Consider the following 25,566-nt stretch of genomic DNA (forward strand, 5'->3'; position numbering starts at 1 on the left):
CGGGTCCGTAGCGCCGGATCGGTGCAGTCAGACGCGCATCGGCATGACGACGTAAACCGCGCTTTCGTCATTGCCTTCGCGCATCAGGGTCGGATCGCCGGAAGAGTTGAACAGGAACACCGCGTTTTCCCGATCCACCTGGCTGGCGATCTCCAACAGATACTTGGCGTTAAAGCCGATTTCCAGGCGCTCGTCGCTGTAGGCAACCGCCAGCTCTTCCTCGGCAGCGCCGCTGTCGGGCGCGTTGACCGACAGGATCAGGCGATCTTCTTCCAGCTGCAGCTTGACCGCGCGGGAACGTTCCGAAGAGACGGTAGCGACCCGGTCCACAGCCTTGGCGAATTCGGCTGCATCCACTTCCAGACGGCGGGTGTTCCCCACCGGAATGACGCGGGTGTAATCCGGGAAGGTGCCGTCGATTACCTTGGAGGTCAGGGTGATGTTCGGGGTGGCAAAGCGAACCTTGGTCTCGGAGACGGAGACGGCGATGTCCATCTCGTCATCGTCCAGCAGCTTGCGCAGCTCACCCACGGTTTTACGCGGCACGATCACGCCCGGCATATCCTCGGCGCCCATCGGCAACGGCGCGTCGATCCGCGCCAGACGGTGACCATCGGTCGCCACGCAGCGCAGCGCCTTGCCGCCCTCAGAACTGTCGGCCACATGCATGTAGACACCGTTCAGGTAATAGCGCGTCTCTTCGGTCGAAATCGCAAATTTCGACTTGTCGAACAGGCGCCGCAGCATGGCCGCGTTGGCGGTGAAATTCGAATGATACTCGGACGAGGCCATTACCGGGAAATCTTCGCGCGGCAGGGTCGCCAGCGAGAAGTTCGACCGGCCTGCCTCGACCGTCAGGCGGCCTGTGGCGGCATCGGCAGTCAGCGTCACGAGCGCGCCATCGGGCAGTTTGCGCACGATTTCATGCAGGGTGGTCGCAGCCACGGTGGTCGCCCCGGCGCGCTCAACCTGCGCGGGGGCCTTGTCGACCACTTCGATGTCCAGATCGGTGGCGCGGAACTGGGCGGTATCGCCCTCGGCTTCGATCAGCACATTGGCGAGGATCGGAATGGTGTTACGCCGCTCTACGACCGATTGTGCCTGGGCCACAGCCTTGAGAAGCGTGCCGCGTTCGATGCTGATCTTCATGTCCCTTGTCCTTTTTGTCTTGCCTCAGGCAGTGGCCGGGATAAGCAAATTAGCGGTTTACCCCTGCCATACAAGGCTTTTTATCGACTTCTCCAAGGGAAAGGAGGCAGCGTCAAGGGGCCTGTGATCGGCAGGGCGCAGAACACCGTCAAACGTTGCCCGCTGGCATACAAATGGCATCCCGGTCCTGCATGGAAAAACGGCCCCGGATTTCCGGGGCCGCATTGTCACGTCTCGGTCGGATCGCGCTTACGCCTCCAGGGAGCGGCGCAGCATTTCGACGTCTTCGGCGATCTGGCCGTCGGTCGTCTTCAGCTCTTCAATCCGTTTCACACCATGCATCACGGTTGTGTGGTCACGCCCGCCAAAACGGCGGCCGATTTCCGGCAGCGACCGGCTGGTCAACTGCTTGCACAGATACATCGCCACCTGACGCGGCCGCGCATAGGAACGCAGGCGCTTGGGGCCGATGATATCCGACATACGGATGTTGTAGTATTCCGACACCTTGCGCTGGATCTCTTCGACGGTGATTTTACGTTCCGAGGCGCGCAGCACATCGGCCAGACAGTCCTGTGTCAGATCCATGTCGATCTCGCGCCCAACGAGCGAGGCAAAGGCAAAGAGACGGGTCAGAGCGCCTTCGAGAACACGCACGTTGGTCGAGATGCGATGCGCCAGGAATTCGAGCACGCCATCAGCGATTTCAAGGCCCGGATAGGTTTCGCGGTGCTGCTGCACCTTGGTCTGAAGGATGCCGAGACGCAGTTCGTAATCGGTGGGGTGCAGATCCACCACCAGACCACATTGCAGACGCGATTTCACGCGGTCCTCAAGATCCTTGATCTCACCCGGGGCACGGTCCGCCGAAATGATGATCTGCTTGTTCTGGTCCACCAGCGCATTGAAGGTATGGAAGAATTCTTCCTGCGTAGAATCCTTGCCCGCAATGAATTGCACGTCATCCACCATCAGCACGTCGACCGAGCGGAAAAGGTGTTTGAAGTCCATCATCTTGCGTTCGCGCAGCGCCTGCACAAAGCGGTACATGAACTGTTCCGCCGACAGATAAAGCACGTTCAGCTGCGGGTTCTGTTCTTTCAGCTCCCAGGCGATGGCGTGCATCAGGTGGGTTTTACCCAGGCCAACACCGCCATAGAGCACCAGCGGATTGAAGGTCACCGGACCACCCTCGGCCACGCGGCGCGCAGCGGCATGGGCCAGTTCGTTCGGTTTGCCGACAACAAAGCTGTCAAAGGTGAACCGCGGATCCAGCGGTGCCGCCTGCAAGGCATCCAACCCGTCACGCGACGACGAAGACGACGCAGCCGCATCCTCGGTCCGCGCAGCAGCGCCTGCCTGAACAGTACTCGCCTCGGCCATTTCGGCAAAGGGTTCAGCGGCCCGTTCCGTCTGCCGCACCGGGCGGGCAGGTGAGTTGGCAGCCACCTTAAACGCAAGCCGCTGTACCGATTCACCGGACATGCTGAGCTCGTGCAGAATCAGATCTGCAAAGTTCTGGCTGACATAGTTCCCCATGAAGTTCGTCGGCACATGAAAGACCGCAACGCCTTCATCGACCGAACTGAATTCAAGCGGCTCGATCCAGGTGGTGAAATTGTTTTGACCGACTGTCTTGAGCAATCGTTGTCTGAGCTGTCCCCATTTTTCTTCCGTCATGCTACGCCTCACGCGTCCCCAAAAGCAGCGGCCATTTTCGACCTATCGTTTCATCAAGCCTCCCCGTCCGGAGGCGCGTTCACACACAGGACATTCGGTGCGTGCCGGTTAGACCAGACGCAGTACCCATGTCGGGCGGTACGGATCCTGAAACACACACAAAATCCTTCGACCGCCGCACAACACGCGTTGAGTCGATATGCACCAAAATCGAAACAAGACCATGTGCCAGATCATCTGGCACGGCTCTGGTATCAGACCACTGCGATCTGGCATGACCGCAATACATCTGAGCCCTGGAAGTGATCTTAATGCCCGTTAAGATCACCGCGAGCAGCCTGTCCCCCAGCGAGTGAATCGCTGTATTAGTGGTAGCAATTTGTGGGGGGAAGCGGCAACGAAACTATGATGTTGACTCGTGCTTTGGCCGCAAAGAATCTCTCGCGCCTGCAGCACTGGCTTAAGAAGCGATCAAAAAAGAAAGGCACCGCAAATCGCGATGCCTTCCGTAAAAAACCCACCAATGGCAGATTTCAGATTTCTTAAGATTTAACCCAGCGCTTTGACGCGGGCTGCCAGGCGGGACACTTTCCGCGAGGCGGTGTTCTTGTGGTAGACGCCTTTGGTCACGCCGCGCATCAGTTCGGGCTGGGCTGCGCGCAGAGCTGCGGTTGCTGCCTCTTTATCGCCGGATGCGATTGCTTCTTCAACTTTGCGCAGGAAGGTACGGATGCGCGAACGACGGGCTTTGTTTACGGCAAAACGCTTTTCGTTCTGACGGGCGCGTTTCTTTGCCTGGGGCGAATTTGCCATGGTGTCTGACCTTTGTATCGAGTTCGTGTTTTTCAATAGACGCAATGCCAGCCGAACCCGGATCCGACCACCGGTGTGATTCTAGCCTAGGCGGGCTGCACGCGCATGTATGGCGGAGGTCTATACAGAGGCTGCCGAACCTTGGCAAGGCCAATAGACACGAGGCCGGTTTTCAAAAAGAAAGGGCAGGCCGCGCCTGCCCTTTCGCATTCATATCGGTACGGGCGGCTTACTTGTCGCGGAATTGCGCTTCGCGCTTTTCAAGGAAGGCCGCCATGCCCTCTTTCTGGTCTTCGGTGGCGAACATCGAATGGAAGACGCGGCGCTCGAACAGCATGCCTTCGCTCAGCGGCAGCTCGTAAGAGCGGTTCACGGTTTCCTTGACGGCCATCGCGGTCAGCAGGGATTTCTCGGCGATCTTCTGGGCTGCGCCCATCGCTTCTTCGATCAGCTTCTTGCCGGGCACCACGCGCGACACCAGACCTGCGCGCTCAGCTTCTTCGGCGGTCATGAAACGACCGGTCAGGTTCATGTCCATGGATTTGGATTTGCCGACGAAACGCGTCAGACGCTGGGTACCGCCGATACCGGCGATGACGCCGAGGTTGATTTCGGGCTGACCGAACTTGGCCGAATCTGCCGCGATGATGAAATCGCAGAGCATCGCCAGCTCGCAGCCACCGCCCAGCGCATAGCCGGATACCGCGGCAATGATCGGCTTGCGGACGGCCGTGATGCGATCGTTCACAAAAGCAAAGAGATTGGTCGAGAACACCTCGGTGAAGCTCATCGAAGACATCTCTTTGATGTCGGCGCCTGCGGCAAATGCCTTTTCCGAACCTGTCAGAACGATGCAGCGCACCTTATCGCTGGCGTCGGCCTCTTCCAGGGCGGCGCAGAGTTCAGTCAGCAGCTCTTGATTGAGCGCGTTCAACGCTTCGGGTCGGTTCAGCTTGATGAGGCAAACGTGGTCCTTCACTTCGACGTTGATCGTCTCATAGGCCATGGGTATCGCTTTCGATTGTTCCGTTCAGAAACGAGTCATTATCACGAGACATATCTCGTTCAAGCTATCTTTGGCACTTGCCACAGTAGAAAGACGATCGCCCGGATTGGGTGATTCTCGCAATGGTTCCGCCGCATCCCTCCCGCCGACACGGCTCTCCCTCGCGGCCGTAGACATCAAAGGTATGCTGAAAATATCCAAGTTCTCCATTGGCTTGTCGGAAATCTTTCAGCGAGGAGCCACCGGCGCGAATGGCATCTTCCAACACGGTGCGGATGATCGGCACCAGCGCCGCCACGCGCGGCGCGGCAATCTGCCCTGCCTTTCTTTTGGGCGAGATCCCGGCCCGGAACAGCGTTTCGCAGACGTAGATATTGCCCAGACCGGCGATGATTCCCTGATCCAGAAGCGCCGATTTCACCGGCGTGTTGCGTCCCTTGAAGGCAGCGGTCAGGTGATCTTCGTGGAAATCATTGCCAAGCGGCTCAGGCCCCAGCACCGACAGCAGCTTGTGCTGCTCTGCCGTGGAGGTCTCCAAGAGGTCCATCGCCCCAAACCGGCGCGGATCGTTGAAGGTGATGCGCGCGCCATTGTCCATGTCCAGCACTACATGGTCGTGCTTCTGGGCCTGCGGATGTTCATATACGAAACGCCCCAGCGGATCCCCCGACACCGTCATGCGCCCCGACATGCCCAGATGCACCAGCAGGGTTTCCCCCGTATCGAGATCGGCCAGGATGTATTTCGACCGGCGTCTCAGTGCATTGACCCGGGCTCCGGTCAACCTCTCCGCCATACGATCCGGGAAGGGCCAGCGCAGATCCGGGCGGTTCACTGCAGCCCGCGTTATCACCGCGCCTTCCATTGCAGGCGCCAAACCTTGGCGCACCGTCTCGACCTCTGGCAATTCTGGCATTACATCGCTCCTGACACTTTAGATGCATGGGCCGCATTGTGCCCGACCGCAAGCGCCCTATAACTGGGACGAACCTAGGAAAACGGCAAGCCGCATGAGCGATACAAACGACACCACCACCCATTTCGGCTTTGAAACCGTTCCCGAGCGGGAAAAGGCGGGCCGCGTGCAGGGCGTCTTCAACTCTGTTGCCTCGAAATACGACGTGATGAACGACGTGATGAGCGTCGGCATCCACCGCATCTGGAAGGATGCGATGATGGACTGGCTGGCGCCGCGCCCCGGTCAGCGTCTTCTGGACGTGGCAGGCGGCACCGGCGACATTTCCTTCCGCTTCCTGAAACGCGCCGGGCACGGGCATTCCACCGTGTTGGATCTGACCCAGCCAATGCTGGAGGAAGGCCGCATGCGCGCAGAAGCCGCTCAGATGGCCGACAGCCTGGATTGGGTCACAGGCGATGCCATGGCGCTGCCGTTCAAGGACAATACCTTTGACGTCTACACGATCTCCTTCGGGATCCGGAACGTCACCCGCCCGCAAAAGGCGCTGGAGGAGGCCTACCGCGTGTTGAAACCCGGTGGCCGCCTGATGGTGCTGGAATTCTCGCAGCTCCCGAATGACGGCATGCAGAAGCTTTATGATCTTTACAGCTTCAACGTCATCCCCCGGATGGGCAAGCTGATCGCCAATGACTACGACAGCTATCAGTATCTGGTCGAATCGATCCGCAAATTCCCCGACCAAGAGACCTTCCTTCAGATGGTGAAGGACGCCGGGTTCGCAAACGCCAAATACCGCAACCTGTCCCTGGGCATCGCGGCGCTGCACTCCGGCTGGAAGATCTGATCCATGCGCGGTCCCCACAACATTATCCGCCTGATCCGCACCGGCGCCACGTTGGAGCGTACCGGCGCCATGAACGTGGTACTGGACGCCTTTGAAGCGCCAAAGCCGCTGCGCATCCTGGCGCATACCCTTGGCTGGCCATTCAAATGGCTGGGCTACAAGGGCGATCCACAGATGCCCGCCGCGACCCGCGCTCTGACTGCGCTGGGACCGGCCTACATCAAGTTCGGACAGGTCCTGTCCACCCGCCCCGATGTAGTGGGCGATGATCTGGCCCAGCAGCTGCGCGTCCTACAGGACAAATTGCCCCCCTTCCCGCGCGAAGTTGCGATGGCCGAAGTGGCAAAAGAGCTGGGCCGACCGGTGGATGAGGTCTTTTCCGAGTTCAGCGAGCCGATTGCCGCCGCCTCGATCGCGCAGGTACATCGGGCGCGGCTGGCAGATACCGGAGAATACGTCGCCGTAAAGGTGCTGCGCCCCGGCATTGAACGCGCCTTCCGCAAAGACGTGGACGCCTTCTATTTCGCAGCGCGCATCGTCGACCTTTTCGCCCCTGGCGCCCGGCGCCTGCGCCCCATGGATGTGATCGAACATTTCGACGGCGTGGTACAGGGTGAGCTGGACCTGCGCCTGGAAAGCGCCGCCGCCTCGGAATTTGCCGCCAACACGGGACAGGACGAGGGCTTTACCCTGCCGCCGGTTCAATGGAACCACTCGGCCCGCCGGGTGATGACACTGGGGTGGGCCGATGGGGTGCCGCTGGGTGACAATGACGCCATCGATGCGGCGGGCCACAACCGGCAAGAGCTGGGCGCGCGGGTGCTGACTCTGTTCCTGCGCCATGCGCTGCGCGATGGCTATTTCCACGCCGACATGCATCAGGGCAACCTCAAGGTCGCCTCCAACGGCAACATCATCGCCTATGACTTCGGGATCATGGGCCATATCGACGAATACACCCGCCGGGTCTATGCCGAGATCCTGTTCGGCTTCATCCGCCGCGATTACAAACGCGTCGCCGAGGTGCATTTCGAGGCCGGCTATGTACCCGCCGACCGCGACGTGGATGAATTCGCCCGCGCCCTGCGCGCGGTGGGAGAGCCGATCTTCGGCATGGATGCCAGCCACATTTCGATGGGGCGGCTGCTGAATTACCTCTTCGAGGTGACAGAACGCTTTGGAATGGAAACCCGGACCGAGCTGATCCTGTTACAGCGCACCATGGTCGTTGTTGAAGGTGTCGCCCGTTCGCTGGATCCTCATATCAACATCTGGGAAGCAGCCCGCCCCGTGGTCGAGGATTACATCAAGAAATCCATCGGCCCGCGCGCCGTGGCCTCGGACCTGATCAGCACCGCCCAGGTCATGGCCCGCTTCGGCCCTCGCCTGCCCGCGCTGGTGGAACGCGCCCTGATTGCCCAGGTGCAAGGCGGCGAAACGCAGAAACGCGGATCATGGGGATGGCTTGCCCCCGCCCTGATCGGAGCCGGGGCAGGTGGGCTGTGTGTGGGCCTGCTGGCGCTTGTTCTTTAAATTGGCCTGACAATCCGACCTGCTCTGGCGCACCGCGCCAAAAACCGAAGTAGTTTTGAAAACGGAAATTGCCGCAAACCGCATTGGTCCCCTTTGCGGGACGAAGCTGCCGTTCAAACCACGGGCATCGGTCGGCTACTTTTGTAACTTCAATTGGTTTCAGGGGCTGGGAAATTCAAAATCGACATGGCAAGGAAACCAGCGAAAACTATCATCGGGAAGCCTGCCCACAACGCATCACCGGGATCAACGGCTACCTGAAATATCCCTAGAGCACCGATTGCTAAAATTACGATCCAGCCAATTATCGCCGTCCATCTACCAAGAGGCTTTCGTCGGAGACTTTGATAAAGAATAGATGAAGTTATCGTGAGCGGAACAAAGGCTACCGCGATTAAAGATGAACCTAATACTACATCGGTCAAACGGCCTTGTCCCGAACGCAGGCAATCGCTCATCCCACAGAGACCTAACCAGCCAAACACCAAAAATAGAAGCATCGAGGCTAAGAACGTAGGGACGATGTAAAGCAAGAATTTCAAAACGGAATTCCCTAATTGGGCTGAGAACATACCCCAGAGACAATTCAATGCAGCGATGTTTTTACTGTGGGTATAGGTTCAAACCGGACCAGCATGATTTGGGGCCACTCCCTCGAAACTAAAACAGGCTCTCCCGCGCGGATTTGCCCTCTTTTCGGAGGTCTGCATCCCCTTGGGCCCGGCTCGACGCCAAAGGCGTCGAGCCGGGCCCAAGGGCGCAAGGTGTGCGGCGGCATAGCCGCCAGATCCCGAGCACGCGCGGGAGTGCCACGCGCGCTGTCTGTGGTGGATCAGAGGCGTTCAATCGCCAGGGCAATGCCTTGACCGCCGCCGATGCACATGGTGATGAGGCCCAGCTTGCCGCCGGTGCGCTCCAGCTCATAAAGCGTCTTGATGGTGATGATCGCGCCGGTTGCGCCCACCGGGTGGCCCAGCGCGATGGCGCCGCCGTTAGGGTTCACCTTGGCGGGATCCAGACCCAGCTCCTTGTTCACCGCCAGCGCCTGTGCAGCAAAGGCCTCGTTCGATTCCACAACATCGAAATCGCTGGCCTTTAGGCCGGTTTTCTTCAAGAGGTTCTGCACCGCAGGGACCGGACCGATGCCCATCACCTCGGGCCGCACGCCGGCGTGGGCGTATCCAACCACCCGCGCCTTGGGCGTGAGGCCCGCCTTTTCAGCCGCTTCGGCCCGCGCCATGACAATCGCCGCCGCGCCATCGTTGATGCCCGAGGCGTTGCCTGCCGTCACGCGACCGTCCTTCTGGAACACCGGGCGCAGCCCCGCCAGCGCCTCCAGCGAGGTGGCCTTAGGGTGCTCATCCACCTCAAACGGCACCATGTCGCGCTTCACTTTCACCTCGACCGGCGTGATCTGGCTGGCGAAATACCCGGCCTCAATCGCCGCTGCCGCGCGGGTCTGGCTGGCGAGCGAGAATTCATCCATCTGCTCACGGGTGATGTCGTGCTCATCCGCGACGTTTTCGGCCGTCACACCCATGTGGCCCGTGCCAAAGGGGCAGTTCAGCGCGCCCAGCATCATGTCGAGCGATTTCACATCACCCATTTTTGCGCCCCAGCGCTGCTGTTGCATGATGAAGGGGCTGCGCGACATATTCTCGGCGCCGCCGGTCAGCGCGTAATCCGCGTCACCCAGCATCAGCGACTGGATGCCGGACACGATCGCCTGCGCACCCGAGCCACACAGCCGGTTCACGTTCATCGCGGGCGTGCCATTGGGCACGCCTGCCTGCATCGCCGCCACGCGGGACAGATACATATCGCGCGGTTCGGTGTTGATCACATGGCCAAAGACCACGTGGCCGATCTGTTCCGGCGCCACGCCGGACCGCTCCATCGCCGCCTTAGAGGCCACGGTCGCCAGATCGATGGGCGCGGTATTGGCCAGCGCACCGCCAAAGGTGCCGATGGCGGTGCGGGCGCCGTCCAGGATCACGATATCGGTCATTTTTCTCTCCTCACGAGTCAGTTGCGCGCATTATGCAGATGCAGCATCCGCTGTCTTGTCAAACGTACCGTCATTGACAAATCAAGACGCAAACCGCACGGTTCCGTTATGCCGGAAAACACAGACGATATCCTGACATTACTGCCATCGCGCCTGAAAGAGGCCCGCCGCGCCAAGGGCCTAAGCCTGGAAGCCGTGGCGAACCTGTCGGGCGTCTCGCGCTCCATGGTCAGCCAGATTGAGCGCGGTGAATCCAGCCCCACGATTGCCACCTTATGGAACCTGACGCGGGCGCTGCAGGTGGATTTTGCCGGGCTGCTGGACGCCGCTGACAAGGCGGACCGGATCGAGGTGCTGCGCGACGGTGATGTGCCCACCATCGACAATATGGGGCAAGGCTGCCGGATCCGCATCCTCTCCCCGCCCGAGGACGCAGGCGGGCACGAGGTCTACGACATCCTGTTCGAAACCGGCGGCGCGCTGGACAGCCAGCCGCACGGGCGCGGCACAGCCGAGCATCTGACGGTGCTGGAGGGCGACATCGCTGTCACATCTGGCAGCGCCCATATGCGCCTGCACACAGGGGATACCGCGCGCTATGCCGCCGATATACCCCACAACATCACCGCACCAGATAACGCTGCGCGGGTCTTTCTGATCGTCAAGAACGGCTGAACCCGATCCGGAACCGATCCTGTTGGCCTGTCGCGCATGCGGCAGGCACGCCCCTGCCCGCCCCCGGGCGGGCGCTGAGCACATTGATGCCATCCGGTCATTAGATTCCAATACCATCTCACTCCAAAATTCCATCTTCACGGATATTTTTCCGCCATTAAGAATTTCCCCTATTTGGGAATCAAATCCGTTATGATAGACACACTTCCGACGTAGAAGGAGATTCCCCATGTCCAACGCCTTTTTGACCGATATCGCCAAGACCCTGGACGCGATCGAAGCCGAAGGTCTGACCAAGCGGGAACGAATGATTACCTCCCCGCAGGGGGGCGAAATCACGGTGGGCGACCGCGAGGTCATCAACCTCTGCGCCAACAACTATCTGGGACTGGCGGATCACCCCGATCTGATCTCCGCCGCCTGCAATGTCATGGATGACAAGGGGTTCGGTATGGCCTCGGTCCGGTTTATCTGCGGCACCCAGGACATCCACCGCGAGCTGGAGCAGAAGCTGGCAAAGTTCCTGAACAAGGATGACGCCATCCTCTTTGCCGCCTGTTTTGATGCAAATGGCGGGCTGTTCGAACCTCTGCTCGGCCCCGAGGATGCCATCATCTCGGACAGCCTCAACCATGCCTCGATTATCGACGGGGTGCGCCTGTGCAAAGCGAAACGCTATCGCTACCTCAACAGTGACATGAATGATCTGGAGGCCTGGCTGAAACAGGCCCGCGAGGATGGCGCACGCCATATCATGATCGCCACCGATGGCGTCTTTTCGATGGATGGCTACCTGGCCAAACTGCCTGAGATCCGCGCGCTCGCGGACAAATACGACGCCGTGGTGATGGTGGACGATTGCCACGCCACGGGGTTCATGGGGCCGCATGGCGCCGGGACGCCGGATCATTTCGGTGTCGATGTGGACATTCTGACGGGAACTTTGGGCAAAGCACTTGGGGGGGCCATCGGCGGTTATATCGCCGGGCCGCAGCCAGTGATCGACCTGCTGCGGCAGCGGGCGCGGCCCTATCTGTTCTCCAATTCGCTGCCGCCCTCCATCGTTGCTGCCGGGATCGAGGCGCTGAACCTTGTCGAACAGGGCGCGGATCTGCGCACACGCCTGTTCGAGAACACCCGGTTCTGGCGCGCGGGGCTGGAAAGCCTAGGCTTTGATCTATTGCCCGGCGAGCATCCCATTGTCCCGGTGATGCTGGGCGAGGCGCAGCTGGCGCAGGACATGGCGGCGCAGCTTTTTGACGAAGGCGTCTATGTCTCTGGCTTCTTCTTCCCGGTGGTGCCGCGCGGCCAGGCGCGTATCCGCACCCAGATGAACGCGGCCCTGACGCAAGAAGAACTGACCCGCGCCCTTGCCGCCTTTGGCAAGGTGGGCAAATCGCTGGGAGTGATCTCATGACACGGCCTGACAGGATACCGAACACCATGAAGGCCCTGGAAAAATCCAGACCCGAAGAGGGCCTCTGGATGGTCGAGGCCCCGGTGCCCGAGATCGGCGCGGATGATGTGCTGATCAAGATCAACAAGACCGGTATCTGCGGCACCGATCTGCATATCTGGAACTGGGACGACTGGGCGCAACGCACTGTGCCCGTCCCGCTGATCACCGGGCACGAATTCGCCGGGGTGATCGTCGAGCTGGGACGCAACGTGACGGATCTGAAGATTGGTCAACGCTGCTCGGGCGAAGGGCATCTGATCGGCCATCACTCGCGCCAGTGGCGGGCTGGCAAGTTCCATCTGGATCCCGAAACCCGCGGCATCGGCGTCAACGAACAGGGTGCCTTTGCCGAGTATCTGCGATTGCCCGCCTTCAATGTGGTGCCTTTGCCGGATGAAATCCCGGATGACATCGGCGCGATTCTGGACCCTCTGGGCAATGCGGTTCACACCGCGCTCAGCTTTGATCTGGTGGGGGAGGACGTGCTGATCACCGGCGCCGGACCCATCGGCATCATGGCCGCAGCGGTTGCCCGCCACGTTGGTGCGCGCCATGTGGCGATCACCGATGTGAACCCGGCGCGGCTGGCCCTTGCCGCAAAGGTCGCGGATGTCCGTGCCGTGAACGTGGCTCAGGAAGACTTGCAAGACGTCATCGCGGAACTGGGCATGACCCAGGGCTTTGATGTCGGGCTTGAGATGTCAGGAAACCAATCCGCGCTTGATCAGATGATCGAAGCACTGGTGATGGGCGGCAAGATCGCGCTTCTTGGCATTCCGCCCGGAAAATCCCCGGTCGACTGGAGCCGCATCGTCTTCAAGGCGATCACCCTGAAAGGGGTCTACGGGCGCGAGATTTTCGAGACATGGTACAAGATGATCGCCATGCTGCAGAACGGCCTCGATATCTCGGAAATCATCACAAACCGATTCGGAATAGATTCGTTCAAAGATGGCTTTTCCACCATGAAATCCGGTCGGTGCGGCAAGGTGATTCTAGACTGGACCTGACCAAACGGCGCGGAGAGAACAACGCCCAAAATCATGCGCAATACCCAATAAAACAACAAAAAACCGTCCTATTAAGGGGCGGTTTGCAATCTGGTCAAGCGCGATAAATTGGCGTGACTGGCGCTAAAACATGTCATCCCAGAACCGAGAAGAAAAACAGAATAAAACTCGTAAAGCAGCGTCCAGCCACAGTTCACTATTAGCACACTTCTCTGTGATTTGCGACGAAAAGCGCTGGGATTCTGCGTAAAAAACGCGGTTCTTTTGGTTAGGCGGAGCCTATGCTTTTGCGCCCCTGATCGCTCAGCAGCCAGCAGTCCTTTCCTTCGAAGACGGCAGCACTCAGCGGGCGGCCAAAGCCTGCGCCGCTGTCCAGATTGACACGGTTGCCGCGATGCTCAGCGCTTGGGACATGGGTGTGGCCATGCACCACCAGCCAGGGGTGTGGGCGGGTGTCGTCGAGGAATTCATGCCGGATCCAGATCTTGTCATCCTCGGTCTGCGCCTGCAGCGGCACGCCGGGACGGATGCCCGCATGGACGAACAGCAGCTCTCCCTGTTCATGGTGGCTGGGCAGGGCCGCCAGAAAATCCCGGTGGCGCTCCGGCACGGCGGCGCGCGCTTCTTCGTGCACCTCGTGGATACGCGCCCGTTCCGGAACATCGACCCCGTAAGAGGCCAACGTCTGCACCCCGCCGATCTTCTCGTGCAGCCAGTGATAGCCGACCAGCAGTCGGGCATCGTTACGCGGATAGTCCTCCATGAACATCGAGAACATGCGGTCGTGGTTGCCCATCAGGCAGGTCCAGTTCTTGCCCGCCGCCTGCCCTTCGATCAGCAGATCCAGGACACCCCGGCAATCCGGCCCACGATCAACGTAATCGCCAAGAAACACCACCTGAGCCTCCGGGCCGCCATCCGCCACGATCCGCTCCAGCGCCTCTTCCAGCATCTCGCGCTGTCCGTGAATGTCTCCTATGGCGTAGATCGGCGCGGGCATGGGCATCTCCTTGGCTGCGATACGGAATAGATGGCCGATGCACCGCCCTATCACAAGGGGCAGCCTGTAGGACGCCGAAGGTTAGCCGCGAATGACGCCCCCTGCCCGGTGGCGCAGCGCGGGAAATAAGTGGATCGAAAACCGGAAACCGGTCACAGTTGTCGCCACCTGCCGCAACCGATCCGCCATTCAAGGCGGGCATGGGATGATACGGCAGGCGTTTTTGGTGAGTTCAAGGGGGACGATCAGATGAAAGGTATTTCATCCGCATTTTTCATTGTCGCGGTCAGCGCGGCGCTTGGGGGTATGGTCTGGGGCATCCAGATGGCCGCGACGGGCGATCACGTCCTGTCGCCGGCGCATGGGCATCTCAACCTGATCGGCTGGGTCAGCTTTGCGATCTTCGGCTTTTACTATCATCTGGTGCCAGCCGCGGATCAGGGGCTGCTGCCAAAGCTGCATTTTGCGCTGTCTGCCGCCGGGCTGGGCCTGATCGTGCCGGGCATTGCCATGGCCATTGCCAGTCACAATGAAATGCTGGCCAAGCTTGGTTCGGTACTGACGCTGGCTGGGATGCTGGTGTTTTTCGTGGTCGTGCTGCGGACGATCCGGAAATAAGCGGCGCGCGGCGCAGAGGCACATGAAAAAGCCGCCCCGGATCATGGGGCGGCTTTTCCGATTTCGTGGCCTGCGGCAGTTTACTTGACGTCGAACTGCAGCGGCTTGATCTGGTTGAACAGGCCGGTTTCGGCCAGTTTGGCGCGGGCCTCGGCCGGGACCACACCATCGACATACAAGAGCGCGATCGCTTCACCGCCAGCCACAGCGCGGCCCAGGGTAAAGTTCGCGATGTTGACGCCGTGATCGCCCATGGTCTTACCCAGGGTACCGATGATGCCCGGCACGTCGTTGTTGGTGGTGTAGAGCATGTGCTCACCCACTTCGGCGTCGATGTTGATGCCCTTGATCTGGATGAAGCGCGGCTTGCCATCCGAGAACACGGTGCCCGCGATGGAGCGTTCACGCGTCGGGGTCGCCACGGTCACCTTCACGTAGCCTTCAAAGGCACCGGACTGTTCCTGGTTGGTGGTCGACACCTTGATGCCGCGTTCCTTGGCGATCATCGGGGCCGAGACCATGTTCACATCCGGGTTGATCGACTTCATGATCCCGGCAATCAGCGAGCAGTTCAGCGCCTCAAGGTTCATCTCGGACGCGCAGCCATCATAGAGGATGTTGATCGCCTTGATCGGCTCGTCATCGGTCATCTGGCCGATGAAGGCACCCAGATGCTCGGACAGCTTGATCCAGGGGCCCATGACCTTGGCTTCTTCCGCCGTGACCGAAGGCATGTTGAGCGCGTTCTCTACGGCGCCGGTCAGCAGGTAGTTGGCCATCTGCTCGGCCACCTGCAGGGCGACGTTTTCCTGCGCTTCGGTGGTGGCGGCGCCCAGGTGCGGGGTGCAGACCACATTGGGCAGGCCAAACAGCACGTTTTCCTTGGCCGGCTCTTCCGAGAAGACGTCGAAGGCCGCACCGGCAACGTGACCGGATTTCAGTGCTTCCGCCAGCGCCTCTTCATCGACCAGGCCACCACGGGCACAGTTGATGATGCGCACGCCCTTCTTGGTCTTGGCGAGGTTTTCAGCCGACAGGATGTTCTTGGTCTGATCGGTCAGCGGCACGTGCAGGGTGATGAAGTCGGCGCGGGACAGCAGTTCGTCCAGCTCGACCTTTTCGACGCCCATCTTGTCGGCCTTCTCCTGACCGAGGAAGGGATCATAGGCGACGACTTTCATCTTCAGGCCACGGGCACGGTCACAGACGATGCCGCCGATGTTGCCCGCACCGATGACGCCCAGGGTCTTGCCGGTGAGTTCGACACCCATGAACTTGGATTTTTCCCATTTGCCCGCGTGGGTAGAGGCGGAGGCTTCGGGGATCTGGCGAGCAACGGCGAACATCATCGCGATGGCGTGTTCGGCGGTGGTGATCATGTTGCCAAAGGGCGTGTTCATCACGATCACGCCTTTTTTCGACGCGGCTTCCTTGTCGATGTTGTCGGTGCCGATACCGGCGCGGCCGATCACCTTGAGGTTGGTGGCGTTCTCGAGGATCTTCTCGGTGACCTTGGTGGCCGAGCGGATGGCAAGACCATCGTAGTTGCCGATCACCTCGGCCAGCTTGTCCTTGTCCTTGCCCAGGTCGGGCTGGAAGTCGACCTCGATGCCGCGATCACGGAAGATCTGAACGGCGGCTTCGGAGAGTTTGTCGGAAATGAGTACTTTGGGGGCCATGTCTGGTGGTCCTTTGTGCGGGGGCCTGTGGAAAGGCCGTCAATTTTGAACGAGGGAAGCGTCCGACCCTAGTGGGTGCAAAGCGCCCTCCTGGGGGAGGGTCGGGCGCTGCCCGGCGGTGCCGCCGGGCGCAGTCACTTGATCAGCCTTGCGCGGCGATCTCGGCCTCAAAGGCCCATTCGAGCCAGGGCAGCATGGCCTCGATATCCGAGGTTTCGACCGTGCCACCGCACCAGATCCGCAGGCCGGCAGGCGCGTCACGATAGGCGCCGATGTCCAGCGCGATGTTTTCCGCTTCCAGACGTTTGGCCACGGCCTTGGCAAAGGCGGCGCCGTCCTTGATGCGGTCATCGGTGAACTTCAGGCAGACCGAGGTGTTCGACAGGGTCGCCGGATCCTTGGCCAGGAAATCGATCCAGTCGTGCAGTTCGACGAAATCGGCAACCGCCTTGGTGTTGGCATTGGCGCGGTTCTGCAGCCCTTCAAGACCGCCAACCGAACGCGCCCAGTCCAGCGCGAAGAGGTAGTCTTCGACCGCCAGCATAGAGGGCGTGTTGATGGTCGCCCCGGAGAAGATACCGTCGATCAGCTTGCCGCCCTTGGTCAGGCGGAAGATTTTCGGCAGCGGCCATGCGGGCGTGTAGCTTTCCAGGCGCTCAACCGCGCGCGGGGAGAGGATCAGCATGCCGTGGGCCGCTTCGCCGCCCAGCACCTTTTGCCAAGAGAAGGTGGTCACATCCAGCTTGTCCCAAGGCAGGTCCTGCGCAAAGGCCGCCGAGGTGGCATCGCAAAGGGTCAGACCTTCGCGATCCGCCGGGATCCAGTCGCCATTCGGGACGCGAACACCCGAGGTGGTGCCGTTCCAGGTAAAGACGACGTCATTGGCAAAATCGACCGAGGCCAGATCGACGATCTCGCCGTAATCTGCGGTCTTGGCGACGGCATCCAGTTTCAGCTGCTTGACCACATCGGTGATCCAGCCGGAGCCGAAGCTCTCCCAAGCGAGCATCTCGACGCCGCGGGCGCCCAGAAGGCTCCACATGGCCATTTCCATGGCACCGGTGTCCGAGGCGGGCACGATGCCGATCTTGTAGTCAGCGGGGATCCCCAGAACTTCGCGGGTGCCTTCGATGGCGGCCTTCAGCTTGTCCTTGCCGACAGCGGCACGGTGCGAGCGGCCCAGAGGCGCATCTGCGAGTTTGGTCAGATCGAATGTGGGGGGTTTGGCACAGGGGCCAGAGGAAAAACGCGGATTGGCCGGCCGCGTAGCCGGTTGCTGGTTAGCCATTGATGCTATCCTTCCAGATAAATGCCCCTCGTTGGGGAGGGGTGTCCCACGGACGGAGCTAAGGCCTGCCGCGCGGCCGCGCAATACGCAAAACGACAGATTGCGGCGATCTGGCGCGCAATTGCGACCCTTCCTGACGCCTTTCGGAAACTTTCCACCCCGGATCGGCACCCGATCCGCCCCGTACAGGCTCTGTCATTGCGGCGAGGTATGGGATGCTGTTGTCTGTCTCCATGGTGTTTCGAATCGGATTTCGCGGATGAGCAAACTGGCGCTGGTGACCTATTCCTTTGCGCTGCTGCTGATGGTGGGCTGGCTGCTGACCGCCGGTCAGGCCGTGCTGTTGCCGATCCTCGTGGCCGTGATCGCCGTCTACATCCTGACCACCGCCGCCGAGGTTCTGGCCGATGTGCCGGGTTTCAGCCGCCTGCCCCGTACTGCGCGGCGGCTGCTGGTGCTGCTGGCCATCCTTGCCGCCTTCATGGTGCTGGCCTCCTTCATTACGGCCAGCGCCACGGCGATCTCTGCCGCCCTGCCGCAATACGCCGCCAATCTCGATAAGCTGCAGCACGATTTCCTGACCTATCTCGGCGTCGACGAGGTGCCCAGCTGGGCCAATCTGGGCGAAAGCCTGCTGGACCTGATCGACGCCACCACGCTGATGCCCGCGATGCTTGCCACCATCAGCAACGGCGGCACCCTGATCGTCAGCGCCGCGCTATACGCCGTGTTCATCCTGACGGAACTGGACCGGCTGCCGGAAAAGACCCTGATGGCGATGCGCGAGCCGGAAGATGCCGAGCGCACACTGGAGCTGGCCCGCAAGATCAACGACAAGATCGGCGGGTATCTGGCAGCAAAGACGCTGGTGAACGTCATTCTGGGGCTGGTGTCCTATGCGATCCTTCTAATGCTGGGGATTGCCCACCCGGCCTTCTGGGCGATCCTGATCGGGCTGCTCAATTACATTCCCTATATCGGCTCGATCATCGCGGTGTTCTTTCCGGTCACCATCAGCCTGATCCAGTTCGGCTCCTTCGGCCACGCGGCGCTGGCGCTGGTGACGCTGATGACGCCGCAGATGATCATCGGTTACTACGTTGAGCCGAAATACCTTGGGCATTCGGTCAACCTCAGCCCGTTCTCGGTTCTTCTGGCGCTGGCGCTGTGGACCGAGCTTTGGGGCATGACCGGCGCCATTCTTGCGGTACCACTAACCGCGATGGTGATGATCATCCTGGCCGAAATCCCCACCACCCGCTGGCTGGCGGTGCTGATGTCCCAAAACGGCAAGGTCTAACCACTGGCGCGGGCACACATGCGCGATTGGCCGCAGGGGCTGGCCCCGGCGATCCCGCCTCGCTATGACAGGCCGCAATTCACACTGTTCCTGTCTCTCCCCCGCTCCGGAGCCTGCCCATGTATACCGTCACCCTGCTTTGCAATCCTGCGGCGCCCTGCCTTGAGGCGACCCTGGTCGAGTCCCTGCGCAATGCCTGGGGCGGCGGCGAGGCCCTGTGGCTGGCCCCCGACGCGGCCGCCGAGTTTGTGCTGGAGACACTGCCGGATAACCAATGGGACGTCTGGCAGGACCTGCAGAACATGGCCGTTGATCTGGTCATCCAGCCGACCGAGGGACGTCGCAAACGCATGCTGCTGGCGGATATGGATTCCACCATGATCCAGCAGGAATGCATTGACGAGCTGGCAGAGGTTGCTGGCGTCGGGGAACGGGTAAAGGATATCACCGCCCGCGCGATGAACGGCGAGCTTGATTTCGAAGGCGCCCTGACCGAACGGGTCGGCCTGCTGAAGGGCCTGCCCGAGGGCATGATCACCGAGGTTCTGAACACCCGTATCACCCTGATGCCGGGCGGGGCAGAGCTCGTCGCCACGATGAAGGCAAACGGCGCCTATACGGCGCTGGTCTCGGGCGGGTTCACCGCCTTTACCGCGCGGGTCGCGGGCCAGCTGGGCTTTGACGAAAACCGCGCCAATACCTTGCTGACGGCAGAGGGCACACTGACCGGGGATGTGGCCCGCCCGATCCTGGGACGCGAGGCCAAGGTCAACGCGCTGGAAGAGATCACCGCCCGGCTGGGTCTGACTGAGGCGGAGGTGATCGCCGTCGGGGATGGTGCTAATGATCTTGGCATGCTCAGCCGTGCGGGCGCAGGCGTTGCGCTGCACGCCAAGCCGTCGGTGGCGGCGGAATGTGATATCCGGATCAATCACGGGGATCTCACTGCGCTGCTTTATGTGCAGGGCTATGCCCGCAGCGATTTCCAGGCCTGATAGACGTGCTCGACCTATTGCCCGGCTTTGAGGTCGGGATCGAAACCCTTCTGCTGTTGATGACAGCCGGGTTTCTTGCCGGGTTCATCGATGCCGTCGCCGGGGGCGGCGGACTGATCACGGTTCCCGTGCTGCTGATCGCGGGAGCCACCCCGGTCACAGCCCTGGCCACCAACAAAATTCAGGGCCTGTTCGGCGCCGCCACCGCCGCCCTGTCCTATGCCCGCGGCGGCCATGTGGACCTGCGTCGGCAGGGGGGATCAGCACTGATCGCCTTTGTCGCAGCGATCGCCGGGGCACTTCTGGTCTCGGTTCTGCCGACAGAGTGGATCCGGATGATCCTGCCACTGCTGCTGATCGGAATCGCGGTCTTCTTTGCCACCAAGAAGGGGCTTGGCGATCTCGACCGCGCGCGCCGCCTGTCACCTGCCTTGTTCGCAGGTACCATGGTGCCGCTCTGCGCAGCCTACGATGGGCTGCTGGGACCGGGTGCGGGCAGTTTCTACATGCTCGCCTTCGTGTCGCTGGCGGGCTACGGCATTCTCAAGGCAACGGCCCATACCAAGCTGCTGAACCTCTCCTCGAACGCCGGGGCGCTGGTCGCCTTTGCCTTTGTTGCGACGCCCTGGTGGATGACCGGACTGGCCATGGGTCTTGCGCAGATCGCAGGGGCGCGGCTGGGCGCCGGGCTGGCGCAGAAGATTGGCGCTCGGTTGATCAAACCGCTGCTGGTTCTGACTTCGGTGGCGCTGGCGATGAAACTGATCTTCGAAATGCTCTAAAGCCAGAACCCCGGGCCGACGAGAAGGCGCGCCATATAGCGTCCGGGCCTCTCCCGCGCCCGCAGGTGCAACGGCCCTGGGGCCGTCACCCCATGACGGCCTTGGGCCCAGCGCCGCGCATCGCGCGGCGCCACGCCCAACGGGAGGGCGGCTTTTCAAAAGCTGACCGACGGGCGGGAGCCCGCCCTTGCGATTCAGAATGCCAGTGCGGCAGCGGGACGGATGGCGCCGCAATCGATATTGCGCCGGTTCAGAAGCGGCGCATTCAGATATTTGCGGGTTTCCGGGTGATCCGCCTCCAGAACGCCAAGCCCTACAAGAATGGCCGCAATGGCGCATTCGCTGGCCCGGGTTGCGCCATCGGTGATCTTCAGCGCAACGCCCAGCTGCTGCTCGGGCAGGATGGCGACGAACACCGCCTCTGCCCCGGTCTTGATCGCCACCCGGCCGCCCATGGCGCGCATCAGGTTGGTGCAGGCGCGGGTTTCCCCGGCGACCAGCTCGGGGTGTTTCGCCATCGCCGCCACCAGCTGCGCCGCCCCTTCAGAGGCCCGGTCGGACCGTGTGTGCGCCGAGGCAAACCAGCCCATCGCCCGCGCCAAACCGTGCACGGTGGTGGCAAAATTCGGCGCCGAGCAGCCATCGATACCATATCCGGGGCTCTCCAGTCCGGTGACCTCTTCAAAGGCAGACAGGCAGGCCTGCTGCACCGGGTGATCGATCTCGACATAATCCGCCCCACCGCCAAGATGCTGGTTCAGGGTCAGGAAGCCCGCGTGTTTGCCCGAGCAGTTGTTGTGCACCTGGCAGGGGCTTTGATCGGTCTTGATCAGCTCATTGCGCGCCGGGATGTCGGCCGGTTCCTGCGGGCCGCAGCGGAAATCACTATCCGCCAGCCCCAGCTGACCGAGCCAGGCATTGACCCGGTCGGTGTGGATATGGGCGCCATTGTGCGAGGCACAGGACAGCGCCAGCTGCTCGGATGTCAGCCCGTATTTCGCGGCGGCGCCAGAGGTCATCAACGGCAGCGCCTGGATCATCTTGGCCGAGCTGCGCGGATAGATCACCGCCTCCGGGTCACCCCAGCTGCGCACGATCTGGCCGCTGGCGTCACAGATGACCGCATGCCCCAGATGCAGGCTTTCCAAAAGGGAGCCACGCCAGATCTCGGCCATAGGTACGGGTTTATTCATGATATCTGCCTCGCTTCTTGGCGAAATCCTGCCAAAACGCACTTTCGCTCGTGGTGATTGTTACGTTAGTGTGCTTCAGTAAGGCAAGCAGGGGAAACGGGCAAAGACGGCGGTCACAACGCTGCCAGCCCCGGTACGATTTCCCTGAAATTGAGGTTATGACAGTCTTGGAGTCGGGACAAATGGCATCGAAACTCGCCCGCTTGGCCGCGGGCCTGTGTGTGGCCGCATTGGCCACCAGCGCGAACGCACAGCAAGCAAAAACGGATAACCGCGTTGGCGCCAACGTGGATTGGAGCGTTTTTCAGGGCGAAAACCCAACCGAATGCTGGGGCGTTTCCGCCCCCAAGGAAACCGTCAATACGCGTGATGGTCGGGTTGTCGCCGTGCGCCGCAGCGACATTCAGCTGTTCGTGCTCTATCGCCCGGATGACAGTGACAAAGGTCAGGTCAGCTTTACCGGTGGATACCCCTTCGCGCCCGGATCGACCGTCAACATGGTGATCGGGGATTCCGAATTCGAACTCTTCACCGAAGGTGAATGGGCCTGGCCCGCGACCCCAGCGGATGATGCTAAAATCATCACCGCGATGAAACGGGGATCAGACGCGGTGCTGACCGCCCGTTCGGCTCGCGGCACCCAAACCAAGGACCGGTTCTCCTTGCTTGGGTTTACTGCCGCAGTCGAGGATGCGGAAAAGCGCTGCACCCAGTAATTAAGCCGGGCCCTTCGCATAAAAGTACCGTTTTGCCCCGGCCGCGACAGCAGTCGGGGCTTTTGCTATTGCCCCACCCCAAGCCCCTCTGCAGTGGTATCTGGGGAGGAAATCTTTTGATCTTTGGTCAAACTCCTATATAGAGCCGCATCCAGCCCATAAATCCGAGTCGCCCTGCCATGACCGCCAACGCGCCGATCACCCAAGACGTTCTGACCCTGCCCCGCAAACAGCCCGAGGGCGGCAAGATCAACCTTGTGGGTCTCACCCGCGAGCAGATGCGCGCGGCGCTGATCGAGCACGGCACGCCGGAAAAGCAGGCCAAGATGCGGGTCGGGCAGATCTGGCAATGGATCTACCAATGGGGCAAACGCGACTTTGCTGAGATGACCAATCTCGCCAAGGCCTATCGCGCCCAGCTGGCCGAGCATTTCGAAATCGCCATCCCCGAGATGGTCAGCAAGCAGGTGTCGACCGATGGCACCCGCAAGTATCTGGTGCGCATCGCCGGCGGGCACGAGGTCGAGGTGGTCTATATCCCCGAGGAAGGCCGCGGCACCCTGTGTATTTCCAGCCAGGTGGGCTGCACCCTGACCTGCTCCTTCTGCCACACCGGCACCCAGAAGCTGGTGCGCAATCTGACAGCGGGTGAAATCGTCGGGCAAGTTATGATGGCACGCGACGATCTGGAAGAATGGCCGGTGCCGGGCGCGCCCAAAGACGAAACCCGTCTTTTGTCGAACATCGTTCTGATGGGCATGGGCGAGCCGCTTTATAATTTCGAGAACGTGCGCGATGCGATGAAGATCGCCATGGACCCCGAGGGGATTTCCCTGTCGCGCCGCCGGATCACCCTGTCCACTTCGGGCGTGGTGCCGGAAATCGCCCGCACCGCCGAGGAAATCGGCTGCCTGCTGGCCGTGTCCTTCCACGCCACCACGGATGAGGTGCGCAACAAGCTGGTGCCGATCAACAAGCGCTGGAACATCGAGGCGCTGCTGAACGCGCTGCGCGATTATCCGCGCCTGACCAATTCCGAACGCATCACCTTTGAATATGTGATGCTGAAGGATGTGAATGACAGCGACGAAGACGCGCATCGTCTGGTAGAGCTGATCAAGGGCATTCCGGCCAAGGTGAACCTGATCCCTTTCAACGAATGGCCCGGCGCGCCCTACAAACGGTCGTCGAACAATCGCATCCACGCCTTTGCCAATATCATCTACCAGGCAGGCTATGCCTCACCGATCCGCACTCCGCGCGGTGAAGATATTCTGGCGGCCTGCGGTCAGCTGAAATCGGCCACCGAACGCGCCCGCAAGAGCCGCAAGCAGATCGAGGCCGAGACAGGCACATCGTCCTGAGGCTCGCGATAGGCCGACTGAGAAAAGGCAGACCGCCACACCGGTCTGCCGAAACGCGCGAGACGGTATTTCTATAGGTACAGAATATCGCCTTCAGTCAGAGACCCGGTAAAGCCTTCCAGCCGTATCTCGAACCAGGAACCGTAGCTGAGCACTGTGTCTCCGCCATCCTGCTGCGCGTTCATTTCTCCAAAGTATGCGGGATCGACCTGCGAAACATCGATTACATCGACGCCGGATGTGAAATCGGTGATGGTATTCACATCGTAGAAATCATCGTCCGTGAAGACGAAGACATCCGCGCCACCGCCACCGGTCAGGACGTCATCTCCGTCGCCACCGTTCAAAATGTCGCTGCCGCCGCCTCCCAGCAAGCGGTCGTTTCCGTTGCCACCTTCAAGAGTGTCCGCGCCCCGCGCACCGGTCAACCGATCGTCACCGCCGCCACCGAAGATCTGGTCATGTCCGCCGCGTCCGTGGAGCACATCGGAATCGTCCTCGCCGCCCGAGTAGTCTTCCTCTCCGATGCCGCCATAAAGTACATCACTGCCGCCACCACCATTCAGCTTGTCATTGCCGAGCCCGCCGATCAGCGTGTCCTGTCCTGCGCCGCCGCGCATCACGTCTTTTGCTTCGCGGCCGATGAGCTGGTCGTCTCCCCCGCGCCCCACCAGCACGGTGGCCTGATCGGTGGAGACCATCACATCGTCCTCGCCCGTCGCGCGGATCTTGACCTTGCCCACGCGATTGAGCCCGACATTCCAACCTTCAAAGGCGCTGGCGTCACCATAGATGTTCTGCAGAGCCTGGGCGTCCATTGTTCCGAGATCCGTGACGCTGTAGCCATCATAGCTGTAGGTCATCACGGTGTTTTCCTGATTATCCAGGCTCTCTTTCAGGGTCAGATCCCCGTCATGCGGATGCTTCAGCCCCATCGAATGCCCCAACTCGTGCAGCATGGTTTCGTATCCATAGCTACCGGGGCTGAGTGCGCTGGTCCCGATCGCAAGGTCCCCCTGACTGGTGTGACCGTCCTGAGATAGCGCGATATCGGCCCAGCCGCCCGCACTGCCACCGTTGAAACCGAAGACATTGACCATGGCCGGGCCGTCCACCTCGACGAACCGTATCCCGGCTGTGGCCTCAAACTCTTCTGTCACCTGCCGGAAATAACCGCGCTGCACCTCACTGAAGGACCAATAGGAGTTCGCGCCATAGGGATCTGTCGATACCGGCGCCAGATCCTGCGTTTCGACGAAACTGTAGGTGACAACGACCTGCGTGCCCACGGATGTCTGTCCGTTCCAGCGAAAGACGTCATCGTCCAGATAATATAATAGGGCCGAATAATCGGATACCTCAGACATCCCAATCTCCACACACCAATTCCACGCATCAACGTTTCGTCAGGGAATGTGGCTGCCATGCGGCTTGAGATTGGCGGAAACCGCGCAGTTCAGCGCATCTTTAATAAGTTTTTAATAATTTCAGGGATTAAACGGGAATGATTGAGGTCCGAATATCGCCATTTAGCG

General features: G+C 60.9%; 23 protein-coding genes. 11 read left to right on the top strand and 12 right to left on the bottom strand.

All coding sequences use genetic code 11. The features are described 5' to 3' along the window. Positions 1-27 precede the first annotated feature (27 nt). The 5 genes from dnaN to mutM all read right to left on the bottom strand — a co-directional run bounded on the left by dnaN (position 28) and on the right by mutM (position 5,564). The gene (gene dnaN, locus SM763_RS05880; RefSeq protein ID WP_065272201.1) at positions 28-1,149 is read right to left on the bottom strand and encodes a DNA polymerase III subunit beta; all 1,122 of its coding nucleotides are present in this window, start codon (positions 1,147-1,149) and stop codon (positions 28-30) included. A gap of 249 nt (positions 1,150-1,398) precedes the next feature. Continuing rightward, positions 1,399-2,829 (bottom strand): chromosomal replication initiator protein DnaA, encoded by a 1,431-nt coding sequence (gene dnaA / locus SM763_RS05885; protein ID WP_274831649.1) that lies wholly within the window; start codon positions 2,827-2,829, stop codon positions 1,399-1,401. A gap of 549 nt (positions 2,830-3,378) precedes the next feature. Then, entirely contained in the window at positions 3,379-3,642 is a 264-nt protein-coding gene (rpsT, locus tag SM763_RS05890) for a 30S ribosomal protein S20 (RefSeq protein WP_065272199.1), read from the bottom strand. A 229-nt stretch (positions 3,643-3,871) separates the two neighbouring features. Next, positions 3,872-4,648 (bottom strand): acryloyl-CoA hydratase, encoded by a 777-nt coding sequence (gene acuK / locus SM763_RS05895; RefSeq protein ID WP_065272198.1) that lies wholly within the window; start codon positions 4,646-4,648, stop codon positions 3,872-3,874. 64 nt (positions 4,649-4,712) lie between these two features. After that, positions 4,713-5,564 carry a bifunctional DNA-formamidopyrimidine glycosylase/DNA-(apurinic or apyrimidinic site) lyase gene (gene mutM / locus SM763_RS05900; RefSeq protein ID WP_368997964.1) on the bottom strand — a complete coding sequence of 284 codons (852 nt, stop codon included), beginning with the start codon at positions 5,562-5,564 and terminating at the stop codon, positions 4,713-4,715. Positions 5,565-5,658: 94 nt separating this feature from the next. Between mutM and ubiE the strand changes: the two genes are divergently transcribed. Together ubiE and ubiB are read left to right on the top strand one after the other, a co-directional pair. Beyond that, the gene (gene ubiE / locus SM763_RS05905) at positions 5,659-6,411 is read left to right on the top strand and encodes a bifunctional demethylmenaquinone methyltransferase/2-methoxy-6-polyprenyl-1,4-benzoquinol methylase UbiE (RefSeq protein ID WP_065272196.1); all 753 of its coding nucleotides are present in this window, start codon (positions 5,659-5,661) and stop codon (positions 6,409-6,411) included. Positions 6,412-6,414: 3 nt separating this feature from the next. Next, positions 6,415-7,944 (top strand): 2-polyprenylphenol 6-hydroxylase, encoded by a 1,530-nt coding sequence (gene ubiB, locus SM763_RS05910; protein ID WP_274867799.1) that lies wholly within the window; start codon positions 6,415-6,417, stop codon positions 7,942-7,944. A 149-nt stretch (positions 7,945-8,093) separates the two neighbouring features. Here the strand turns inward: ubiB and SM763_RS05915 are convergent, their stop codons facing one another. Together SM763_RS05915 and SM763_RS05920 are read right to left on the bottom strand one after the other, a co-directional pair. Continuing rightward, the gene (locus tag SM763_RS05915) at positions 8,094-8,486 is read right to left on the bottom strand and encodes a hypothetical protein (protein ID WP_274831651.1); all 393 of its coding nucleotides are present in this window, start codon (positions 8,484-8,486) and stop codon (positions 8,094-8,096) included. 290 nt (positions 8,487-8,776) lie between these two features. After that, positions 8,777-9,952, bottom strand: a complete 1,176-nt coding sequence (locus tag SM763_RS05920) for an acetyl-CoA C-acyltransferase family protein (protein WP_368997965.1) — start codon at positions 9,950-9,952, stop codon at positions 8,777-8,779. A gap of 108 nt (positions 9,953-10,060) precedes the next feature. On the opposite strand from SM763_RS05920, the gene SM763_RS05925 reads away from it, so the two are divergent. The 3 genes from SM763_RS05925 (at position 10,061) to tdh (ending at position 13,096) form a co-directional block, all read left to right on the top strand. Further along, positions 10,061-10,627, top strand: a complete 567-nt coding sequence (locus SM763_RS05925) for a helix-turn-helix domain-containing protein (protein WP_368997966.1) — start codon at positions 10,061-10,063, stop codon at positions 10,625-10,627. Between the two features lie 229 nt (positions 10,628-10,856). After that, positions 10,857-12,044, top strand: a complete 1,188-nt coding sequence (locus tag SM763_RS05930; protein WP_274837919.1) for a glycine C-acetyltransferase — start codon at positions 10,857-10,859, stop codon at positions 12,042-12,044. Beyond that, positions 12,041-13,096 carry an L-threonine 3-dehydrogenase gene (gene tdh, locus SM763_RS05935; protein ID WP_368997967.1) on the top strand — a complete coding sequence of 352 codons (1,056 nt, stop codon included), beginning with the start codon at positions 12,041-12,043 and terminating at the stop codon, positions 13,094-13,096. Before SM763_RS05930 ends, tdh begins: the two co-directional genes overlap by 4 nt. 268 nt (positions 13,097-13,364) lie before the next feature. Here the strand turns inward: tdh and SM763_RS05940 are convergent, their stop codons facing one another. Further along, positions 13,365-14,096 carry a metallophosphoesterase family protein gene (locus tag SM763_RS05940; protein WP_368997968.1) on the bottom strand — a complete coding sequence of 244 codons (732 nt, stop codon included), beginning with the start codon at positions 14,094-14,096 and terminating at the stop codon, positions 13,365-13,367. 249 nt (positions 14,097-14,345) lie between these two features. Here SM763_RS05940 and SM763_RS05945 point away from each other — a divergent pair, with 249 nt between their 5' ends. Further along, positions 14,346-14,714 (top strand): hypothetical protein, encoded by a 369-nt coding sequence (locus SM763_RS05945; RefSeq protein WP_368997969.1) that lies wholly within the window; start codon positions 14,346-14,348, stop codon positions 14,712-14,714. Positions 14,715-14,794: 80 nt separating this feature from the next. On the opposite strand, the gene serA is transcribed toward SM763_RS05945, so the two are convergent. Both serA and SM763_RS05955 read right to left on the bottom strand, forming a co-directional pair. Beyond that, complete coding sequence (gene serA / locus SM763_RS05950) at positions 14,795-16,393, bottom strand: phosphoglycerate dehydrogenase (RefSeq protein ID WP_274867807.1); 1,599 nt, start codon at positions 16,391-16,393, stop codon at positions 14,795-14,797. Positions 16,394-16,535: 142 nt separating this feature from the next. Further along, positions 16,536-17,681: a phosphoserine transaminase gene (locus SM763_RS05955; protein ID WP_274829416.1), complete on the bottom strand. Its 1,146-nt coding sequence runs from the start codon at positions 17,679-17,681 to the stop codon at positions 16,536-16,538. A 259-nt stretch (positions 17,682-17,940) separates the two neighbouring features. Between SM763_RS05955 and SM763_RS05960 the strand changes: the two genes are divergently transcribed. From SM763_RS05960 to SM763_RS05970, 3 genes are all read left to right on the top strand, one after another. After that, positions 17,941-18,981, top strand: coding sequence for an AI-2E family transporter (locus SM763_RS05960; protein WP_274839660.1), 1,041 nt, complete (start codon positions 17,941-17,943; stop codon positions 18,979-18,981). Positions 18,982-19,100: 119 nt separating this feature from the next. Then, positions 19,101-19,976, top strand: a complete 876-nt coding sequence (gene serB, locus SM763_RS05965) for a phosphoserine phosphatase SerB (RefSeq protein WP_274839661.1) — start codon at positions 19,101-19,103, stop codon at positions 19,974-19,976. A 59-nt stretch (positions 19,977-20,035) separates the two neighbouring features. Then, the gene (locus SM763_RS05970; RefSeq protein WP_368998054.1) at positions 20,036-20,758 is read left to right on the top strand and encodes a TSUP family transporter; all 723 of its coding nucleotides are present in this window, start codon (positions 20,036-20,038) and stop codon (positions 20,756-20,758) included. 194 nt (positions 20,759-20,952) lie between these two features. Here the strand turns inward: SM763_RS05970 and SM763_RS05975 are convergent, their stop codons facing one another. Further along, on the bottom strand, positions 20,953-21,951 hold the full coding sequence (locus tag SM763_RS05975; protein ID WP_368997970.1) for an asparaginase: 999 nt from the start codon (positions 21,949-21,951) through the stop codon (positions 20,953-20,955). 182 nt (positions 21,952-22,133) lie between these two features. On the opposite strand from SM763_RS05975, the gene SM763_RS05980 reads away from it, so the two are divergent. After that, positions 22,134-22,667 (top strand): invasion associated locus B family protein, encoded by a 534-nt coding sequence (locus SM763_RS05980; protein ID WP_274829412.1) that lies wholly within the window; start codon positions 22,134-22,136, stop codon positions 22,665-22,667. Between the two features lie 179 nt (positions 22,668-22,846). Beyond that, on the top strand, positions 22,847-24,031 hold the full coding sequence (gene rlmN / locus SM763_RS05985) for a dual-specificity RNA methyltransferase RlmN (protein WP_065272183.1): 1,185 nt from the start codon (positions 22,847-22,849) through the stop codon (positions 24,029-24,031). A 71-nt stretch (positions 24,032-24,102) separates the two neighbouring features. Here rlmN and SM763_RS05990 read toward each other — a convergent pair whose 3' ends face one another. Further along, a complete protein-coding gene (locus SM763_RS05990; protein WP_368997971.1) occupies positions 24,103-25,398 on the bottom strand; it encodes a type I secretion protein in 1,296 nt (431 codons plus the stop codon). Positions 25,399-25,566: the final 168 nt, after the last annotated feature.

Origin of the sequence: Pseudophaeobacter sp. C1-32P7 (genome assembly GCF_041008775.1) — a bacterium.
GTDB lineage: Bacteria > Pseudomonadota > Alphaproteobacteria > Rhodobacterales > Rhodobacteraceae > Phycobacter > Phycobacter gallaeciensis_A.

Coding starts and splice junctions, on each gene's coding strand:
- dnaN (WP_065272201.1), bottom strand. CDS start 1,149: ATGAAGATCAGCATCGAACGCGGCACGCTTCTCAAGGCTGTGGCCCAG.
- SM763_RS05925 (WP_368997966.1), top strand. CDS start 10,061: ATGCCGGAAAACACAGACGATATCCTGACATTACTGCCATCGCGCCTG.
- ubiE (WP_065272196.1), top strand. CDS start 5,659: ATGAGCGATACAAACGACACCACCACCCATTTCGGCTTTGAAACCGTT.
- SM763_RS05960 (WP_274839660.1), top strand. CDS start 17,941: ATGAGCAAACTGGCGCTGGTGACCTATTCCTTTGCGCTGCTGCTGATG.
- dnaA (WP_274831649.1), bottom strand. CDS start 2,829: ATGACGGAAGAAAAATGGGGACAGCTCAGACAACGATTGCTCAAGACA.
- serB (WP_274839661.1), top strand. CDS start 19,101: ATGTATACCGTCACCCTGCTTTGCAATCCTGCGGCGCCCTGCCTTGAG.
- serA (WP_274867807.1), bottom strand. CDS start 16,393: ATGGCCCCCAAAGTACTCATTTCCGACAAACTCTCCGAAGCCGCCGTT.
- SM763_RS05940 (WP_368997968.1), bottom strand. CDS start 14,096: ATGCCCGCGCCGATCTACGCCATAGGAGACATTCACGGACAGCGCGAG.
- SM763_RS05930 (WP_274837919.1), top strand. CDS start 10,857: ATGTCCAACGCCTTTTTGACCGATATCGCCAAGACCCTGGACGCGATC.
- SM763_RS05970 (WP_368998054.1), top strand. CDS start 20,036: ATGACAGCCGGGTTTCTTGCCGGGTTCATCGATGCCGTCGCCGGGGGC.
- tdh (WP_368997967.1), top strand. CDS start 12,041: ATGACACGGCCTGACAGGATACCGAACACCATGAAGGCCCTGGAAAAA.
- SM763_RS05975 (WP_368997970.1), bottom strand. CDS start 21,951: ATGAATAAACCCGTACCTATGGCCGAGATCTGGCGTGGCTCCCTTTTG.
- SM763_RS05955 (WP_274829416.1), bottom strand. CDS start 17,681: ATGGCTAACCAGCAACCGGCTACGCGGCCGGCCAATCCGCGTTTTTCC.
- SM763_RS05920 (WP_368997965.1), bottom strand. CDS start 9,952: ATGACCGATATCGTGATCCTGGACGGCGCCCGCACCGCCATCGGCACC.
- rpsT (WP_065272199.1), bottom strand. CDS start 3,642: ATGGCAAATTCGCCCCAGGCAAAGAAACGCGCCCGTCAGAACGAAAAG.
- mutM (WP_368997964.1), bottom strand. CDS start 5,564: ATGCCAGAATTGCCAGAGGTCGAGACGGTGCGCCAAGGTTTGGCGCCT.
- acuK (WP_065272198.1), bottom strand. CDS start 4,648: ATGGCCTATGAGACGATCAACGTCGAAGTGAAGGACCACGTTTGCCTC.
- SM763_RS05990 (WP_368997971.1), bottom strand. CDS start 25,398: ATGTCTGAGGTATCCGATTATTCGGCCCTATTATATTATCTGGACGAT.
- ubiB (WP_274867799.1), top strand. CDS start 6,415: ATGCGCGGTCCCCACAACATTATCCGCCTGATCCGCACCGGCGCCACG.
- SM763_RS05945 (WP_368997969.1), top strand. CDS start 14,346: ATGAAAGGTATTTCATCCGCATTTTTCATTGTCGCGGTCAGCGCGGCG.
- rlmN (WP_065272183.1), top strand. CDS start 22,847: ATGACCGCCAACGCGCCGATCACCCAAGACGTTCTGACCCTGCCCCGC.
- SM763_RS05980 (WP_274829412.1), top strand. CDS start 22,134: ATGGCATCGAAACTCGCCCGCTTGGCCGCGGGCCTGTGTGTGGCCGCA.